Source organism: Janthinobacterium sp. GW821-FHT03C08, from assembly GCF_059420905.1.
Genome location: NZ_JBWKUP010000013.1, coordinates 1 through 14436 on the forward strand (window position 1 = coordinate 1; position 14436 = coordinate 14436).

Genomic DNA, 14436 nt, shown 5'->3' on the forward strand with positions numbered 1-14436 from the left:
CGGCGGCCGGCGCTTCCGCCCCGGCCGCCCGCGCCGCCACGAACAGCGTGGCCAGCCATGCCGCCGTGACCCCGCCAGCCGTGGTGGCCCCCGCAGCGGCCAGCATGGCCCGCAGCGAAGCGCCGCCGCCACGCGCGGCTGCGCCGGCTCCGGCACCGGCACCTGTCGCGGCCCCCGCGCCCGCGCCCGCAGCACAGCCCGCCGCCCCGGCCGCATCGGGCGCGCCCATCAGTTCCGCCCGCGCCGCCATCAATGCGGCGCTGGAAGCGGCCCGTGCCGCCTCGAAAGGCCGTCCCGGCAGCGCGCCGTCGGCGCCAGCGTCGGCACCGAAGCCGGCGGCACCGGCGCCAGCCGCCGCGGTAGCGACGCCAGCCCCGGCCGCGCCCGTCCAGGCTGCACCGCCGCCACCGGCCGCCGCCAAAGCGCCGGCGCCGTGGGACGACGCGCCGCCCGTCGCCGTGATGGAGGCGCCCGCAGTCGCTCCAGCTCCCGTGCAGCAGGCGCGTCCCGTCCCGCCGCCGCAGCAGGCGCCCGCCGATGACGACCTGCCGCCCTGGGTCACCGAATTTTCCGACGACAGCGCCTCGGCCGCCGTGTCGGCTCCGGCCAATGCGCCCGGCGAACAGCCCGCCGTCGTCATGCCGCAGCGCGCCGCCAAGCAAGCCGCGCCCAGCGCACCGTACGTGATCACGCCCGTGCCGGGCCTGGACTGGGACGGCAACTGGCCGGCCGTGGCCGCCGTGCTGCCCTTGCGCGGCGTGGCCCAGCAGCTGGCCGTGCAGGCCGAGCTGATCGAATGCCTGCACGACGGCCACAGCACCACGTTCCGCCTGCGCGTGCCCATCGATACGTGGCGCAGCCCCGCCAACGTGGAAAAACTGGCGGCCGCCCTGAGCGAACGCTTCGGCCGCAAGGTCGGCGTCGATACGGAACTGGGCGCCGTCTGGTACACGGCCAGCGCGGAAGCGCAGGCGCACCGCGAGGCATGCCAGCGGCAAGCGGAAGAAACCATAGCAACCGATCCCTTCGTGCTCGATATGAAGCGGGCATTCGACGCTTTTGTCGTGCCGGGGACGATTAGCCCTGCACCGGCCGGCGCCGCCGCGCCGACCCTGCATTGATGATTAACACACTCACAACTGAATTGAACGGAGCATTCTCATGATGAAAAATCAACTGGCTGGCCTGATGAAGCAGGCGCAAGCAATGCAAGACAACATGAAAAAAGCCCAGGAGCAACTGGCGCTGGTGGAAGTGGAAGGCCAGTCCGGCGCCGGCCTCGTGAAGATCGTCATGACCTGCAAGAATGACGTCAAGCGCGTTTCCATCGACCCGTCCTTGCTGGCCGACGACAAGGACATGCTGGAAGACCTCGTGGCTGCCGCCTTCAACGACGCCGTGCGCAAGGCGGAAGCGACGTCCGCGGAAAAAATGGCAGGCTTGACTGGCGGCATGAACTTGCCAGCCGGCTTCAAAATGCCATTCTGATGTACTGCCGCATGCGCTCGATCCATGGCACGGGACAGGCTTGATCCATGTCCAAGTCGCTTGAATTCCTGACCGAGGCGCTGCGGCGCCTGCCCGGCGTCGGCCCCAAGTCGGCGCAGCGGATGGCATTTCATTTGTTGCAGCACGATAGGGAAGGCGCGGCCATGCTGTCGCGCGCCCTGTTCCAGGCCGTCGATGCCGTGCATCACTGCGGCCTGTGCAACACCTTTACCGAACACGAAGTGTGCGAGACCTGTCTCGACGACGAGCGCGACAAGCGCCTGCTGTGCGTGGTGGAAACGCCCGCCGACCAGCTGATGATCGAGCAGACGCTCACCTACAAGGGCCTGTATTTCGTCCTCATGGGACGGCTGTCGCCGCTGGACGGCATCGGCCCGAAAGATATCCACCTGGAAAAATTGCTGAACCGCGCCAACGATGGCGTGGTGAGTGAAGTGGTGCTGGCCACCAACTTCACGAATGAAGGCGAAGCGACGGCCCACTACATCAGCGAAATGCTGAAGGCGCGGGGCTTGCGCGTGAGCCGCCTGGCCCGCGGCGTGCCCGTGGGCGGCGAACTGGAATACGTCGACGCGGGCACCATCGCCCGCGCGATGCTCGACCGCAGGGCAACCTAAATCATGCAAGAGAAAACGTTGGCTGGTCCTTTGGCGGGCATCAAAGTGCTGGAACTGGGTACCCTGATCGCGGGGCCGTTCTGCGCCCGCATGCTGGCCGAATTCGGCGCCGACGTGATTAAGATCGAGTCGCCCGATGGCGGCGACCCCATCCGTACCTGGCGAGTGCTGAAGGATGGCACCTCGCTGTGGTGGTCGGTGCAGGCCCGCAACAAGAAAAGTGTCACGCTGAACCTGAAGGCGCCGGAAGGCCGGGCCATCGCCCGCCAGCTGGCCCTGGAAGCGGACATCATCATCGAGAACTACCGCCCCGGCGTGCTGGAAAAGTGGGGTCTCGGCTACGAACAGCTCAAGCAGATCAAGCCGTCCCTCGTCATGGTGCGCCTGTCCGGCTTTGGCCAGACGGGGCCGATGAAGGACTTGCCCGGCTTCGGCGCCATCGGCGAATCCATGGGCGGCTTGCGCTATGTCTCCGGCTTTGCCGACCGCCCGCCCGTGCGCGTGGGCGTGTCCATCGGCGACTCCGTGGCGGCCCTGCACGGCGTGATCGGCGCCATGATGGCCCTGCGCCACCGCGACGCGACGGGCGGGCGGGATGGCGGGGAAGGGCAGATGGTCGACGTGGCCCTGTACGAATCCGTCTTCAACCTGATGGAGTCCCTGGTGCCCGAATACGACCAGGCGGGCGTCGTGCGCGAGCGCACGGGCGGTTCCTTGCCCGGCATCGTGCCTTCGAATACCTACACGACGGGCGACGGCGAAAACATCGTCATCGCGGGCAATGGCGACGCCATCTTCAAGCGCTTGATGCTGGCCATGGGCCGCATCGACATGGCGGGCGACCCGCAGCTGGCGCGCAACGACGGCCGGGTGGCGCGCACGCAGGAAATCGACGATGCCATCGGCGCCTGGTGCGCCACGCACACGATAGACAGCGCGCTGGCCGTGCTGAAGGCAGCCGACGTGCCGGCCGGCAAAATCTACTCCGTGCGCGACATGATGAGCGATCCGCAATTTCTCGCCCGTAATATGTTCGAACAACACCATTTCGCCGACGGCACGCCCGTCAAACTGCCCGCCATCAGCCCGAAACTGTCGGCCACGCCGGGCAAGACCCAGTGGCTGGGACCTGCCCTGGGCCAGCACAACGACGAGGTGCTGACGTCGCTCGGCTATGATGCTGCCGCCATCGCGCGGCTGAAGGCCGGCGGGGTGGTGTAATTTTGGGGTCGGACCCCGGCTTTTGTTTTTGCGTTCAATTAATTTCGGAATCAGCATGCCTCAACCGTTCCACCGCGCGCGCGCCGCGCTTGCCCTGGCGTCTGCCGCCATCGTCCTCTCCGCCTGCGCCAGCATCCCCCGCGATGCGCCCGTCGCGGGCCTGCGCCTGATCGGCGAACAGCGCATCGCCCTGAAGCAGCCGTTCGACGGCACGACGGTGGGCGGCCTGTCCGGCATCGACTACGACCCGGCCAGCGGCAGCTGGGTGATGGAAAGCGATGACCGCTCGGAAATCAATCCGGCCCGCTTCTACCGCGCCACGCTCGATTACGACAGTGAGAAATTCTCCGCCGTGACCTTGAACAGCGTGCATTTCTTCACGCAGCCCGATGGCAGCCGCTATCCGAACCTGGCGCACGCGCGGCTGGACCAGGGCGACGAAGTGGCCGACATCGAGAGCATCCGCGTCGATCCCCGTGACGGCAGCGTCTGGTATAGCAGCGAAGGCAACCGCAAGGTGGGCCTGCACCCCTTCGTGCGCCACGCGGACCGCGATGGCAAGTTCCTCGCCACCTTGCCGACACCGGCCATGTTCAAGGTCTCGAAGGACGAGGTCGGTTCGCGCAACAACATGAGTTTTGAAGGCTTGTCGTTCTCGCCCGATGGCAGGAGCTTGTGGCTGGGCATGGAAGCGGCCCTGTACCAGGATGGCCCCCTGGCCACGCCCGACAACGGCTCCGTCGTGCGCATCACGCGCCTGGACCGTGCCGGTACCGTGCTGGGCCAGTACGCGTATCCGATCGAGCCGGTGGCGTCGCGGCCCGCGCCGGGGCGCGAGGCGGACAATGGCGTGTCGGAAATCCTCGCCGTCAACGACCATCAGGTGCTGGTAGTGGAGCGGGCGGGCGTGGAAAACGCGGATGGCATCTACACCAACCATGTGCGCGTGTACGCGATGGACACGGAGGGCGCCACCGACATCCAGGCCATCGCGGCCCTGGCGGGCGCGGCCTATGTGCCGGCGCGCAAGCGATTGCTGCTGGACCTGGAAAAGATCGGTTTGCCCAGGGTCGACAATATCGAAGGCATCAGCTGGGGCCCGCGCCTGGAAAACGGCCGCCGCAGCCTGGTGCTGATTTCCGACGATAATTTTAATCCGCAGCAAGTCACGCAAATCCTTGCCTTCGAAGTGCAATAGCTTCCAGGCTGGCCGCCTGGCCGGCCTGCCTGGCCAGCATGGCCGTGATCGTGTCGTGCGGCGACGGGTGGCCCAGGAAGTATCCCTGGGCCATGTCGCAGCCGTACTCTTCCAGCATCAGCAGCTGCTCGTCCGTCTCCACGCCTTCGGCCACCACCACCATCTTCAAGCCATGCGCCATGGCGATGATGGCGCGCGTGATGGCCGCGTTTTCCGTATCCTGCGGCAAGCCGGCGATAAAGCTCTTGTCGATTTTTAATGCCCGTACGTCGAAGCGCTTCAGGTAATTCATTGACGAATATCCCGTGCCGAAGTCGTCGATGGACAGGTACACGCCGATGCCGCGCAACTGCTCCAGGGTCACCATGGTGGCGCGCGCGTCGTCCATCAGCGTGCCTTCCGTCAATTCCAGCTCCAGCAGGCGCGCGTCCAGGCCCGTGTCGGCCAGGGCCGAGAGCACGATCTGCATCAGGTTTTCATCCTTGAACTGCTTGGCCGACAGGTTCACGGCCATGCGGATGGCCCGTCCGCCATCGTTTTGCCACGCCTTGGCCTGGTTGCACGCCGTGCGCAGCACCCATTCGCCGATGGGCACGATCAGCCCCGTCTCTTCGGCCAGCGGAATGAATTCCGTGGGCGAGATGATGCCCCGCTCCGGATGGCGCCAGCGCACCAGCGCTTCCACGCCGACGATCTGGGTGCTGGGCACGTCGATCTGCGGCTGGTACAGCAAATACAGCTCGTTGTTCTGCAAGGCCTTGCGCAGACCCACTTCCATCTTGACGTGGCTCATGATTTCCATCGTCAGCGAGGAACTGTACAGCTTGGCGTTGTTCTTGCCGCAGTTTTTCGCGTGGTACATGGCCGTGTCCGCATATTTCAACAGCGAGTTGCAGTCCTCGCCATCTTCCGGGTACAGCGAGATGCCGATGCTGGCCGTGACGAAAATCTCGTGCCCCTCGATCATGAAGGGCCGGCGCATGGCTTCCTTCACCCGGTGCGCCACGTTCAGCGCGTCTTCCACCCGCTCCAGGTCGGGGATCAGTATCGTGAATTCGTCGCCGCCCAGGCGCGCCAGGTTGCTGCCGCCGGAGGACGCCTCGAACTCATGCTCGGCGCGCAGCACCAGGTCGCTGGGGCGGATGGTTTCGCGCAGGCGCTCGGACACCACTTTGAGCAGATGGTCGCCCACGTCGTGGCCCAGGGTGTCGTTGATGCGCTTGAAGGCATCGAGGTCCATGAACAGCACGGCGAATTTCTTGTCGTGTTCTTTTGACCGCAGCAGTTCGCGTTCCAGGGTTTCCAGGAAGGCTTGCCGGTTGGGGATGCCCGTCAGGCTGTCGCAATAGGCGAGGCGGCGGATCTGCTCTTCCGTGCGCTTGCGTTCGCTGATGTCGCGGACCAGGCCCAGCACTTCGTCGGCCCCCGTCGCCACCAGGCGCGCTTCGAAGTGGCGCGTGCTGTCGCCGTGGGTGAGCGTGTAGTCGACCGAGCCGATGTGCTGCGTGGCCAGCACGGCGCGGGCCTTGTCCAGCAGGCGCGCGGCGATCTCGGGCGGCAGCACGTCGCGGATATGGCTGCCCACGCAGTTGGCGATGGAAAAGCCCGCGCTGGCGTCGTGACCCTGTTCGTAGTCCAGATAAAAGCCTTCGCGGTTGAGGCGGAAGAAGGTGTCGGGGATGGCGGCCAGCACGGCGCGGTTGTGCGCGTCGGCGATGCGCAGGCGGGCGATGGCGTCGCTGGCGCGCAGCACGTACAGCACGCGGTGGCCCAGGATGGGCCAGTTGATGGGCTTGGAGATGAAATCCGTCGCGCCCACCTCGTAGGCGCGCGTGACGGCTTCCAGTTCGTCGCCGCCCGTGACCATGATGATGGGCACCGTGCCGCCCACCTCCTGGTGGCGGATCTCGCGGCACACGGCAAAGCCGTCCATGGCCGGCATGTCGACGTCGAGCATGACCAGGTCCGGGCCCTTGAGCTTGTAGCAGGCCAGCGCCTGCACGCCGTCCTCGGCCTCGACCACGTCCAGGCCCACCTGCGTGAGCATTTGCCGCATCAGCAGGCGCATGACGGGGTCGTCGTCGGCCACCAGCACCAGGCCGCGTGGGGGAGGGAGGGGCGCAGTCATGTCAGTGTTCCTTCACGAGGATGGCGCTCAGCGATTCGCGCACCGCCAGGAATGCCTGCTGCATCTGCTGCAGCAGCGTGGCCGCGCCTTCGGTGCTGCCGGCGCGGCCCAGTTTTTCCATCTCCTTGCACAGCTGCGCCAGGCCGTCGGCGCCCACGTTGGCGCTGCCCGACTTGAGGCTGTGCGCCACCTTGCGCAGCGTTTCCGCATCCGCGCCGGCGATGGCTTCGCGCATGGCCGCCAGCTGGCGCGGCGTCTCGCCGGTAAACGCAAGGATGACGCGTTCCAGCAGCGCATCGCCATCCGCGCGCGACAGGGCGCGGATGTTTTCCAGCGCCTGGCGGTTCAGCGGCTGGCCGGAGGGCGGGCCGGCCGATGGCGGCGTTACCTGGGGCGGCGCTTCGTGGCGCTGCGCCTGCGGCGGCGCCTGTGGCGCTTCCTGCTGCTCGCTGTGGTGCACGGTGGCCGCGCGGGGCAGGGTGATCCAGCGGGAGAGGGTGTGGCCCAGGTCCTGCTGCGTGAAGGGCTTGCTCAGGTAGTCGTCCATGCCGGCCGCCAGGCACGCTTCGCGGTCGCCCTGCAGCGCGTTGGCCGTGATGGCGACGATGGGCAGCACGCGCGCGTGGCCGCGCTGCTGTTCGTGGCGGCGGATTTCCGCCGTGGCGGCAAAGCCGTCCATGACGGGCATCTGGCAATCCATCAGGACCAGGTCGAAATCCTCGGCCCGCGCCGCCTGCAGCGCTTCCTCGCCGTTGCGCGCGCAGGCCACGTCCAGGCCCAGGCTGTCGAGCATGGCCAGCGCCACTTCCACGTTGACGGGGTTGTCCTCGGCCAGCAGCACGCGGCGGCGCTGGCGCCGGCCGGGAGGGCGCGCGGCGGGGCGCATCGCGTGCGGCGTTGCCGCGCGCAGGCTTTCGCCGGCACGCGGCGGCGTGACGATGCAGTCGAACAGGTCGCATTCGCGGGCCGGCTTGATCAGCTGGAAGGCCACGCCCGCCTCGCGCCGCTGCACGGGATCGGCCGCGCCCTGTTCCGAACTCAGCAGCAACAGCTTCAGGTCGGCCAGCAGCGGATCGCTCTTGATGGTGGCGGCCAGGGCCAGGCCGCTGGTGCGCGGCAGCTCCATGTCGAGCAGGGCCACGGCATACGGCGTGCCCGCCTGGGCGGCCGCGCGCAGCTTGCCCAGGCATTCGCCTGCCGTGCCGGCGCTGTCGCTGACGATGTGCCAGCTGGCCAGCTGCCGTTCCAGCACGGCGCGCGTGGCGGGAGTGTGGTCGACGATCAAGGCGCGTAACCCTCGCGTGGTTTTCAGGTTGAAGGACGGGTCCTCGCTGTCGACCCGCCGCTTATCGAAATTTACTTCGAACCAGAAGATCGAGCCTTGCGTTAAAGCATTGTCGACGCCGATAGTTCCACCCATCAGTTCCACCAGCTGCTTCGAGATCGTCAGGCCCAGGCCCGTGCCGCCGTGCTTGCGCGTGGTCGAGCCGTCGGCCTGCGAAAACGATTCGAAGATGCGGCTCTGCGCCTCGCTGGACACGCCGATGCCCGTGTCGTGCACCTCGAAGCGCAGGCCCACGCTGGGCGCATCCTCGCAGCACACTTCCACCTTCACCGTGACCTTGCCCGTTTCCGTGAACTTGATGGCGTTACCCAGCAGGTTGACGATGATCTGGCGCAGGCGGTTCGGGTCGCCGCAGATGGCGATGGGAATGTCGTTGGCGATGTCGAATTCCAGGCAGATATTCTTCGCCTCCGCCTGCGGCGCGAACACGTGTTCGATGTCGTCGAGCAGTTCGCGGAAATTGAAGCGGATGTACTCGACACTGAGCTTGCCCGCTTCGATCTTGGAAAAATCGAGGATGTCGTTGATGATCACCAGCAGGTTCTGCCCCGAGCGCTGCACCATGCTCGTGTAGTGGCGCTGCTGCGGCGTCAAGGGGCTGGCCAGCAGCAGTTCCGTCATGCCCAGCACGCCGTTCATGGGCGTGCGGATTTCATGGCTCATGGTGGCGAGGAAGGCGCTCTTCGCCTGGCTGGCCGCCTCGGCCGCATCCTTGGCCTTTTCCAGCTGCGCCGTGCGCACGCCCACTTGGCGCTCGAGCTGGTCGCGGTAATTGGCCAGCGTGCTGTCGCGGCTGTCGATCTGCGCCAGCATGTCGTTGAAACTGTCGATCAGCACGCCCAGCTCGTCGCTGCGCTGGTGGGCGATGCGGTGACTATACGTCTGGCTGCTGGAGACTTTTTGCGCTGTATCAATGAGCTTGGTGATTGGCTCGGCAATCACGCTTTTAAAGCGCCGCGCGAGGAACACGGCGACGAGGAAGGACAGCAGGGTGGCGCCGCCGATGGCGCCCACGTGGCGGCCGATGTCGCGCCACATGTGGTTCAGGTCCGCCTCGATCAGCACGGCGCCGATGAACTCCTGCCCCTCCGCCGCCGGCCCGTAGACGGGGCGGTACAGGCGCATGGCGGGCGCCAGGGTGCTGCCCGCGCCCTGCGTGACGGCTTGCGCGCCCAGCTCGGCCAGCAGGGCCGGGTCCAGGTCTTCCGCCGCCGCCGTGGCCTGGTCGTGCTGCGGCGCACGGTACAGGGCGAACAGGCGCCCGCCCCGGTCGAACAGGGCGGCCTGGGCCACCTCGTCGCGCGCGGCCAGCGCGGCCAGCACCTCTTCCGCCTGGGCAGGCTTTCCGGCCAGCAAGGGCGCCGCGCTGGCCGCGCCGATCACGCCCGCCAGCGACAGCAGCTGCTTGCCCTCGTCATCCTTGTGGCTGAGCACGGACGTCAGCGCGAACGCCACGAATACCAGCAGCAGCGCGCAGCCCGACGACAGCACCGAGATCATGGTCAGCTTCTGGCTGATGCTGGAGCGTTGGAAATTGAACATGGTGGCGGCGCTTCTCCGGTCGACCCGTTGACTGTTTTTTAATTCCTACTGGAAAAATATAGACGCGAAGACACACCCTGATGTTGATGTGGGTCTAAGGGAGGAGAGGGGAGGGGAATTTATAAGAGAGGAAATGAAAAGGGCGGTCTCACAAGACCGCCCTCAAATTATTGCTGAGCAACAACACCTGACTCAGCCGTAGCGAGCGGAAGGGAGAGGCGGCCGAGAAGCGCAGCCGTACTTGAGTACGGTGAGCATCGCAAGCCGCCTATACCGACGCGCAGCAGGCTGGGTCAGGTGTCCGCTAACAACAACCACCACGCTTGCCGGCCCCGCCATAGCGGGCTTCCTGCCGTTCGCGGAAGAACTCTTCATACGTCATCATCGGCTCGCCGGGATGGGTCACTTCCCGGTGCGCCACGTAGGTATCGTACTCGGGCAAGCCGCACATGAGCCGCATGCTTTGCCCCAGATACCGTCCCGCCTTGATGATTTCATCGAACATCATTGCACCGTGGGCATGGCCTGGAACGGCGTTTCCTTGGTGCTAGGCTTGCTGTCGGCGCGCGCCTTCAAGATGGTGCGGATGCCGAAGAACAGCACGCTGACGACGACCACCACGAAGAAGGCGGCCAGGCCCGCATCCAGGTAGTCGTTGAAGATGATCTGCTGCATCTGCGCCACGGACTTGGCGGGCGCCAGCAGGGTGCCTTCATCGAGGGCCGCCGAGTATTTCTTCGCATGCGCGAGGAAGCCCACGCGCGGGTTGGCGTCGAAAATCTTTTGCCAGCCCGCCGTCAGGGTGCACAGCAGCAGCCAGATGGTCGGCAAAATCGTCACCCACGCATACTGGCCACGCTTCATCTTGAACAGCACGCAGGTGCCGAGGATCAGCGCGATGGCGGCCAGCATCTGGTTGGCGATGCCGAACAGCGGCCACAGGGTGTTGATGCCGCCCAGCGGATCGACCACGCCCTGGTACAGGAAGTAGCCCCAGGCCGCCACGCACAGGCCCGTGGCCAGCAGGTTGGCGACGACGTTTTCCGTCTGTTTCAAGCTTGGCACGAAGCTGCCCAGCAAGTCCTGCAGCATGAAGCGGCCGGCGCGCGTGCCCGCATCGACGGCCGTCAGGATGAACAGCGCCTCGAACAGGATGGCGAAGTGGTACCAGAAGGCCATCATGGCCTTGCCGCCGATGGCGCCCGAGAGGATCTGCGCCATGCCGACGGCCAGGGTCGGCGCGCCGCCCGCGCGCGAGATGATGCTGTGCTCGCCCACGTCCTTGGCCGTCTGCGTCAGCATTTCCGGCGTGATGTAGAAGCCCCACTGCGAGATGGCCTGGGCGGCCGAGTCTGCCGTCGTGCCGATCAGGGCGGCCGGACTGTTCATGGCGAAATAGATGCCAGGCTCGATGGTCGAGGCGGCCACCAGGGCCATGATGGCCACGAACGATTCCATCAGCATGGCGCCATAGCCGATGAAGCGGGCGTGGCTTTCGTTTTCAATCATCTTCGGCGTGGTGCCCGAGGAAATCAGGGCGTGGAAGCCGGAGACGGCGCCGCAGGCGATCGTGATGAACAGGAAGGGGAACAGGTTGCCCGACCAGACGGGGCCGGAGCCGTCGATGAACTTGGTCATGGCCGGCATTTTCAGGTAGGGCGCGACGACGATGATGCCGATGGCCAGGCCCAGGATGGTGCCGATTTTGAGAAAAGTAGACAGGTAGTCGCGCGGCGCCAGCAGCAGCCACACGGGCAGCACGGAGGCGATGAAGCCGTAGCCGATCAGCATCCATGTCAGTTCCGTGCCGGTAAACGTGAACATCGGGCCCAGCACGGCGTGTTCCTGCACGTACTGGCCGCCGATGATGGCCAGCATCAGCAGCACGAAGCCGATGATGGAGATTTCGCCGATGCGGCCCACGCGGATGAAGCGCGAATACACGCCCATGAACAGGGCGATGGGTATCGTCGCCATCACGGTGAAGCTGCCCCATGGCGAACCCGTCAGCGCCTTGACGACGATCAAGGCCAGCACGGCCAGGATGATGACCATGATCATGAAGCAGCCCAGGAGCGCAATCATGCCGGGAATCTCCCCCAGTTCAGCCTTGATCAGGTCGCCCAGCGAGCGGCCGTCGCGGCGCATGGAAATGAACAGCACGATGAAATCCTGCACGGCGCCTGCAAACACGACGCCCGCCAAAATCCACAGCATGCCGGGCAAATAGCCCATCTGTGCGGCCAGCACGGGGCCGACCAGGGGACCGGCGCCGGCAATCGCGGCGAAATGGTGGCCGAACAGCACATATTTATTCGTCGGTACGTGGTCCAGGCCATCGTTGTGCTTGAAGGCGGGCGTCATGCGGCGGGCGTCCAGGCCCAGCACCTTGTCGGCGATGAACAGGCTGTAGAAGCGGTAGGCGATCAGGTAGACGCAGACGGCGGCGATGACGATCCAGATCGCGCTGATCGGTTCGCCGCGTTGCAGGGCGACCACGCCCAGGGAGCCGGCGCCGGCCAGCGCAAGCGCTGCCCAGCCCAGTTGTTTGAAAATGCGGTTCATGCTTCCTCCAGAGATTGACGGGCGCTGTGCCGTGCGATGATGGTGTGCTGCTCCTGGTCGTCGCCAGTTTGATGTTACTTTTGGTGTATTTGCAGCTTATGGCGAGTATTCAGGAATCGTATAATTGCCGCAAGCGCACGACTACGCAGTAACGCTCAGTAGTACTACGCAGTCCGATCTGCGCGCGGCGACGTAAAATCCCCCCTTTCCACCCGCATCGATGCCACCGGAGTTCGCGCCAGGCCATGAAACTCAGACAGAAAGTCATCTTCCTGGCCATCACGCCGCTGATCCTGGCCCTGTGCGCCATCGCCTTTGCCGTGCGGCACCAGGCAAATACCCTGGCCGAGCAGCAGCGCGCCACCATCCAGCAAGCCTACCTGGCCAGCAAGGAAGCCGAACTCAAGCATTACGTGACCCTGGCCAGCCATTCCATCGCCTCCCTGTACCAGTCGGGGCGCAAGGATGCCGCCACGCAAGAGGAAGCCAAGCGCATCCTCGCCTCGCTCAGCTATGGCGACGACGGCTATTTCTTCATCTACGATTTGCACGGCAAGTCGCTGATGCATCCGCGCCAGCCCGAGCTGGTGGGGCAGAACCTGTGGGACTTGCGCGATGCCGAGGGCAATCTGACCATCCAGCGCCTGATGCAGCGGGCGCAAAGCGGCGGCGGCTTCGAGCGCTACAACTGGATCAAGCCGTCGAGCAACAAGTCCGCGCCCAAGCTCGGCTACGTGATCCTGATGCCGGAATGGGGCTGGATGATGGGCACGGGCATCTATATGGATGACGTGGACCAGGCGCTGGCCCAGGTCGATGCCCAGCAGTCGCGCAATATCCGCTCGACCATGGAGTTGATCGCCGCCATCGCCATCCTCGGCTCGCTGCTCGTGGCCGCCTGTGGCCTCGTGCTGAACCTGCGCGAACTGCGCGTGGCCGACGCCAAGCTGAAAGTGCTGGCGCAGCGCGTGGTGGAGTCGCAGGAAGAGGAGCGGGCGCGGCTGTCGCGCGACTTGCATGACGGCATCAGCCAGTGGCTCGTCTCCATCAAGCTGCAGATCGAGGCGGGCATCGCGCGCCTGGCCGGCAATGCCGAGCAGCAAGACAAGGCGCCGGCCACCTTCGAGCGGGCCGCCGAGCAGCTCAACAAGGTGCTGGGCGAAGTGCGGCGCATTTCGCACAACCTGCGCCCGGCCATCCTCGACGACCTGGGCCTGGCCGCCGCGCTGGACCACCTCGTGCATGAATTCAATGACAGCAGCAGTGCGCAAGCCAGTTTCACGGCCAGTCCGGCCACGGCGGGCGAGGGCTTGCCCGACATGGTCAATACCGTGTTGTTCCGCATCGCCCAGGAAGCGCTGACGAACAGCGAGCGCCATGCCCACGCCAGCGCCGTCGAGGTCAGCCTGCGCGAGGCGGGCAAGGCGGTGGAACTGCGCATCGAGGATAATGGCGGCGGCTTCGACTTCGACGGCATCGCCCTGCACCCGCAGCGCGGCATCGGCCTGCGCAACATGACGGAACGCATGGAAGCCATCGGCGGCACCCTGCACATCGCGTCCTCGCCGGCCGGCACCGTAGTGCTGGCGCGGCTCGGCCTTCCTTCCATACACTGAGATACACAGAAATACACAGAACCATGACCCAGATGATCAACATCCTGCTGGTGGACGACCATCCCCTCGTGCGTGACGGCTTGCGCGCGCGCCTGGAAGCGGTGGCGCATTTCGACGTGGTGGCCGAGGCGGGTGGCGCCGACGAGGCATTGAGCCAGGCGCGGCTGCACCAGGTGGACTTGGTGTTGATGGATATCAATATGCGCGGCATCAACGGCATCGAAGCGACGGCGCTGTTCAAGCAGGCGTTCCCGCACATCGCCGTGCTGATCCTGTCCATGCACGACAAGCTGGAATACGTGTCGCAAGCCTTGCAGGCGGGCGCGCGCGGCTATGTGCTCAAGGATGCGCCAGGGAAAGATATCGTCGTCGCCATCGAGACGGTGATGTCCGGCGGCATCTATTACAGCGCGGCCCTGGCGCGGCAGCTGTCGCGCCCCCAAGTGCACGATTCCTTCCTCACCACGCGCGAGCAGCAGGTGCTGCAGCACATCGCAGCGGGCCAGTCGAACAAGCAGATCGCCCGGGACCTGGACCTGAGCGTGCGCACGGTGGAAACGCACCGCCTGAACATCAAGCGCAAGCTGGGCATCGAAGGGCAGGCCGAACTGATCAAATATGCCGTCGAGCATGCGCACGGCAGCAGCTGAACGGTGCGCGCACAGAGCAGTGTATTTTTTTAAACCCGCATGACA

Annotated in this window: 10 protein-coding genes and 1 pseudogene; 7 read left to right on the top strand and 4 right to left on the bottom strand. The window is 65.6% G+C overall.

The window, feature by feature from the left end:
* From AC07VL_RS19255 to AC07VL_RS19275, 5 genes and pseudogenes are all read left to right on the top strand, one after another.
* Window positions 1-1121: pseudogene (locus AC07VL_RS19255) on the top strand (DNA polymerase III subunit gamma/tau); the annotation flags it as partial.
* A gap of 40 nt (window positions 1122-1161) precedes the next feature.
* On the top strand, window positions 1162-1488 hold the full coding sequence (locus AC07VL_RS19260; protein ID WP_034759121.1) for a YbaB/EbfC family nucleoid-associated protein: 327 nt from the start codon (window positions 1162-1164) through the stop codon (window positions 1486-1488).
* Window positions 1489-1535: 47 nt separating this feature from the next.
* Complete coding sequence (gene recR / locus AC07VL_RS19265; protein WP_121668835.1) at window positions 1536-2126, top strand: recombination mediator RecR; 591 nt, start codon at window positions 1536-1538, stop codon at window positions 2124-2126.
* 3 nt (window positions 2127-2129) lie between these two features.
* Window positions 2130-3347 carry a CaiB/BaiF CoA transferase family protein gene (locus AC07VL_RS19270; protein ID WP_494807258.1) on the top strand — a complete coding sequence of 406 codons (1218 nt, stop codon included), beginning with the start codon at window positions 2130-2132 and terminating at the stop codon, window positions 3345-3347.
* A 55-nt stretch (window positions 3348-3402) separates the two neighbouring features.
* Complete coding sequence (locus AC07VL_RS19275) at window positions 3403-4545, top strand: esterase-like activity of phytase family protein (protein WP_494807259.1); 1143 nt, start codon at window positions 3403-3405, stop codon at window positions 4543-4545.
* On the opposite strand, the gene AC07VL_RS19280 is transcribed toward AC07VL_RS19275, so the two are convergent.
* The 4 genes from AC07VL_RS19280 to AC07VL_RS19295 all read right to left on the bottom strand — a co-directional run bounded on the left by AC07VL_RS19280 (window position 4514) and on the right by AC07VL_RS19295 (window position 12125).
* Entirely contained in the window at window positions 4514-6673 is a 2160-nt protein-coding gene (locus AC07VL_RS19280) for a putative bifunctional diguanylate cyclase/phosphodiesterase (protein ID WP_494807260.1), read from the bottom strand. The two genes, AC07VL_RS19275 and AC07VL_RS19280, sit on opposite strands and share 32 nt — an antisense overlap.
* 1 nt (window position 6674) lies before the next feature.
* Window positions 6675-9560, bottom strand: a complete 2886-nt coding sequence (locus AC07VL_RS19285) for a hybrid sensor histidine kinase/response regulator (RefSeq protein ID WP_494807261.1) — start codon at window positions 9558-9560, stop codon at window positions 6675-6677.
* A gap of 304 nt (window positions 9561-9864) precedes the next feature.
* The gene (locus tag AC07VL_RS19290) at window positions 9865-10065 is read right to left on the bottom strand and encodes a YbdD/YjiX family protein (RefSeq protein WP_290600387.1); all 201 of its coding nucleotides are present in this window, start codon (window positions 10063-10065) and stop codon (window positions 9865-9867) included.
* Window positions 10065-12125 carry a carbon starvation CstA family protein gene (locus AC07VL_RS19295; RefSeq protein ID WP_494807262.1) on the bottom strand — a complete coding sequence of 687 codons (2061 nt, stop codon included), beginning with the start codon at window positions 12123-12125 and terminating at the stop codon, window positions 10065-10067. The genes AC07VL_RS19290 and AC07VL_RS19295 overlap by 1 nt, the downstream gene beginning before the upstream one ends.
* Window positions 12126-12370: 245 nt before the next feature.
* On the opposite strand from AC07VL_RS19295, the gene AC07VL_RS19300 reads away from it, so the two are divergent.
* A complete protein-coding gene (locus AC07VL_RS19300; RefSeq protein WP_494807263.1) occupies window positions 12371-13741 on the top strand; it encodes a cache domain-containing protein in 1371 nt (456 codons plus the stop codon).
* A gap of 23 nt (window positions 13742-13764) precedes the next feature.
* Complete coding sequence (locus AC07VL_RS19305) at window positions 13765-14391, top strand: response regulator (protein WP_494807264.1); 627 nt, start codon at window positions 13765-13767, stop codon at window positions 14389-14391.
* Window positions 14392-14436: the final 45 nt, after the last annotated feature.